General features: G+C 34.5%; 3 protein-coding genes. All 3 read left to right on the top strand.

Annotated elements, in window-relative coordinates:
* Nucleotides 1-1058: 1058 nt before the first annotated feature.
* The 3 genes from BACCELL_RS04075 (at nucleotide 1059) to BACCELL_RS04065 (ending at nucleotide 4299) form a co-directional block, all read left to right on the top strand.
* Nucleotides 1059-2753 (top strand): hypothetical protein, encoded by a 1695-nt coding sequence (locus BACCELL_RS04075; RefSeq protein WP_044153284.1) that lies wholly within the window; start codon nucleotides 1059-1061, stop codon nucleotides 2751-2753.
* A 124-nt stretch (nucleotides 2754-2877) separates the two neighbouring features.
* The gene (locus BACCELL_RS04070) at nucleotides 2878-3261 is read left to right on the top strand and encodes a DUF3244 domain-containing protein (protein WP_007210292.1); all 384 of its coding nucleotides are present in this window, start codon (nucleotides 2878-2880) and stop codon (nucleotides 3259-3261) included.
* An 81-nt stretch (nucleotides 3262-3342) separates the two neighbouring features.
* Entirely contained in the window at nucleotides 3343-4299 is a 957-nt protein-coding gene (locus BACCELL_RS04065; protein WP_007210291.1) for a DUF4848 domain-containing protein, read from the top strand.
* Nucleotides 4300-4654 lie beyond the last annotated feature (355 nt).

The following is a 4654-nucleotide window of genomic DNA, read 5'->3' as shown; positions in this document are numbered from 1 at the left end:
CCGTGGTTTACGTGCTTCACGATTGTGAAGCAGCACATCCACAATTGTGAAGCACGTAAACCACAGCTGTAGACATACAAATTCAAAGCATTCGAAGGTAAACAAAGCGCTATGCAAGAGTAAGTTAAAGGGTATGTAAAGCAGAAGGAAGCGTAAAGTTAAAGGGGATGTAAGCAGAGGAAAGCGTAAAGTAAAAGGGGACGCAAAGCAGAAGGGGCATAAAAAGCAGAAGAGGCACGTAAAATATAGGGCAACTATAATTACAAAACAAATCTTTCAGGTCAATGTTTAATCATTGATTATCAGAAGAGTACAAGAAGTGCATTTTCTGTCGACAAGAAGTTAAGAGTTTGTTGACAAGGAGTTAACTTCCTGTTTACAAACTCTTGACTTCCTGTAAGTAGAGAATATAAGATTTTTCCATTACTTTACAAAAAAGTACTAAAATACACTTTTCAAAGGGGACTCATTCTTAGATAATTATAGTTCAAAGTAACCGATCATAATTAGTTTATATTATCAATAGTTCGTTAAGTTTTGAATTAACATAAAAAAGTAGGTCAAGTCCTGCCGATTCATTAAATTAAGGGTTGCTACCTCTTTAATTGCAATGAACCATACAGAACTTGACCAATATCTTGAGATAATAAAATCATGCTTGATAGAATCAGGTACGAAGATAAACAAATGGCGTGAGAAATTTATGCTTGAAGTGCTACTTTTATATTTGATTATTCCCGGTCGGGTTAATTTCCTTCAATAGGGTCGCTATGGTAAGTATGGTGAGCAACGTTATCGTCAGCAATTTCAAGTTTTTTTTGACTGGCTTTCCTTCAATTCCTCATTAGTGGAATCGCACTTGGGCTCTCGTCTTGCTCTCGCCTTTGACCCTCGTTATATCAGTAAGTCTGGTAAAAGCACGCCCTATCCGAGCCGTTTTTGGTCTGGCTGTGCGGGAAAAGCGAAACGAATGAATATTTAAAAACGATTTCAACAGTCGTTTTACAAATAATTATTTATACCTTTGCCGTCGACAAAACAAACAAGCTATAACTAAAATGAAAATAACATCAGCATTGCTTAGCTTATCATTGCTACTCTTTTCCTGTTCACACAACAATGAGACAGAAGCCTTATTCTTAAAAACAGATTCACTAATGGATGAATATCCTGACAGCGTACTCCAATTATTGAACATTCAGCCGAAAGAAATAGAAGATTTTTCAGACAAAGAATGCGCACGCTATGCACTGCTTCTTGCACGTGCCACGGATAAGTGCAAACAATCTTTGCTGCCTTGCGACTCGCTGCTGAACGTGGCATTAGAGTATTATGACGATGATGAAAAAGAAAAAGCAATAGCACTGCTTTATAAAGGAAGGCTGGCGGTGGAAATGGAAGAGGAAAAAGAAGCCATTTCATATCTTCAAAAAGGATTGACCATCATACAAAACTTTCCAAAAGAACTTAAAACCAAAAGTTTGTTCCTCAGCTCGTTAGGGAATCTCTACTTTGACGCCGGGTATTATGACGAATCCATAGAAATATACGAAGCTATGTATCAATGTTCTATCACAGATCTGGATAAATCAATAGCCCTCAACAGTATCAGTACATATTATTGCTTAATAGATGAAAAAGACTCCACACTCATGTTCCAGCGTAAAGCACTACATTATGCTATCGCTTCGGGAGATTCTCTACAGATTGCAATGTCTAAGCACAATTTAAGTCTGGAATTTGATAGTTTTGATGAGCTTGATTCCGCCTTATATTATGCACAAAGTGCCCTTAAAGGACTACCTAAAAAAGAGAACCATGGAAATTATTATAGTAATCTAGGGGATTTAATTTTTAAAACAGGAGGAAATAAAGACTCAGCCCGTCATTATTTGAATAAAAGCCTAGCGGAATTATCTATTGAAGGCAAGTCTACGTGTTTAAATAATTTATACAACCTTGAAAAAGAAAACGGAGATTACAAGACAGCAAATATTTATTTAGAAAAACATGCCGCCATCATAGATTCTCTATATTACATGGATCAGTCAACCGAAATACAGCAACTGATTTATGAATATAATACTAAAATGAGGGTAAGAGAGGAACAATTAAAAGGGAAACGCATCATATATTGCACTATTGCAAGCTTTATTTCGATTTGCTTTCTAATTATACTCGGCTATCAAAACTATATAAACCGAAAGAAACGTATTCAACTCCAATATAAACAATCATTAGAGCAAACACAGAATAAATTATCTTCTCTACAAGGTACAATTGAAAATAATCAGTTAATAATTGACTTATTACACCAAGAGCAGAGTAACTTAAAACAAGAACAAGAAAATAAAAAAAGGCAAATAGAAGAAAGAGAACAAAGTATAGCTGACTTAAAGAAAGAAAAGCAACGACTACTTAACTGGTTATTGGAGCAAAGCAATATTTATAAAAGAGTGATTACTCTTTCGAAACAAGCTGTTTCAAATAAAAAAGCAATGAAAGTATTGACCATAGCTGAGCAAGATCAATTAAAAAAGACCATATTTGAAATACACCATGATTACATATCTTTCCTTCAAGAAAAATATTCCAAATTGACAGAAAGTGATTTATTATACCTCTGCCTACAGGAAACCTCTCTTGATTCGCAATCTATTGCCATTTGCTTTGGGTATAGCGATACGCATCCTCTCAGCCAGAAAAAATATAGAATAAAAGAGAGAATGATTGAAGAAAAAAGCAAGATGTGATTACAACTTTTGCTATCTACTTATTTACCAATACGTTACATTTCTAGAGTGTGATTACAAAAATGCATTCATCATAATTGTTTGCCCTAACTTTGCAGCCGTAAACAATTAATTAAATATAGAAATGAAAACAAAAGTACTATTTATTCTATTATCGGTATTATTCATTATACCAATGAATGCAATGCCATACAAAAGGCATCGGCACAAAGTAAAGATCAAAATTATTAACCTTCAAGAAAAAGCGACCAATCGCAGCCCCTTATTTTTTGACCTAACCGCTGACGAAACAGACGACAATTTAATGATTACTTTCCAATCAGTCTTAGAGGAGGCAGATATCACTGTGACTGATAAGAACGGAAATGTAGTTGCTACTGAATTCAAGACCTCCATTTATGAAGGAAAGACCGTAAATATTCCCGCTCCTAAAGCTGATTTCTACACTGTAGAAATAACCTCACCCACCATAGACATAACGGGAGAAATCACACTTGAAGAAATATAAATTATCAATGTCATTAAATTAATAGGCATCTACTAAAGAGCTAAATATCATTCATATACATTAACCAATTAAATAACAAAAATGAAAATTAAAAGTATTATTTCTATTGCATTACTACTATTATGCATTTCGTGTTCTAACGATGAAACATTAGAGAACACAAAGAATTCCAAAGATCTGGAAGTGGTGAACTTAAACGACTTTGTCAACAATGGTAACACAACAAGATCTGGTAACGTAGAGAACCAAGCAGTTTTGAGATTTAAAGATTACAATGTCTACCAAGAGACTTTGAACAAACTGCAAGGAATGAGTCTGGAACAGAAGGAAGCTTTCTTCAACGGCTTAGGATTTAAAGGCGCATACTCTTCTTTAAAAGAAGCTGATGACGAACTCGACAAAATCTTCGATATTGAAGATGACAATGCTTTTCTTGAGGCATACAAAGAATTCAAAGATAAATACGAGGATACATACCTCTTTAATACAGAAAATACGTATGATTTATCTCCGTATCTTCCTTTTACAGATGCTGAACTCGAACTTCTGGGTAGTAATCAAGGCTATCTGATTATAGGTAATGAAGTTATTGCACCGAATAACGATGTGCCAAACTACAAGTATACTGCAACAAATGTGAACACACGTGCCGAAGGGTTTCCATACGATCCTCAATGGCAAGCACTTGCAGGAGATGTACTTGGAGTGACAATCAAAAAAGGAAAATACAGAAGTGACATTACTCTTGGTATAGACAAATCTGGCAATATTTTTATGGTAAGAACAGCTTCACAAAAGAAAAAGAAATTATGGAGCAGAAGGCATCCTACAAACTACGAAGCAGACTTATGGGTAGAGGGAGGTCATGTCCATATCTCAATTGGAAATGACGGTAATAGTAGTGCAAGAGAATGGCCAGTTGCAATAAATGCAAGACAATACAGCAAGAGAAATGTAAAATGTGCATTCAGAAATTTCACAACCGGATGTTGCGAAGGAGAAGTTGGAAACGTAGATTTTACTGTATATATACCATAAATAAAACTCACTTCAGGAAATAAATGAGAATATAATCATAGATTTCCGAAAACATACTCAATACTATGGTTTTTACGGAGCAAAATTCGTAAAAACCATGATATTTTTAATTTATTAGTAAACCTGGCGAACAAAGAGAGTTAAAAATGAAAGCTTAACTAACGAAAGTAAAGAAAAAAGTCTAATTAAATATATTTCTAGACTATTTTATTACTCTACCTTTGCCGCCATAAACCAATAAAACAAGTTCAAGATGAAAACAAAAACTTTATTCATGATGAGAAAACTATTCGCTACAATTTGCCTACTGTGTATGATATCTTCATTATCGTACGCACAAAATTTTAGATACGGC

This window comes from Bacteroides cellulosilyticus DSM 14838, from assembly GCF_000158035.1.
GTDB lineage: Bacteria > Bacteroidota > Bacteroidia > Bacteroidales > Bacteroidaceae > Bacteroides > Bacteroides cellulosilyticus.
Note: the sequence above shows the minus strand (reverse complement) of the source record. Positions and strands in the feature narration are given on the sequence as shown.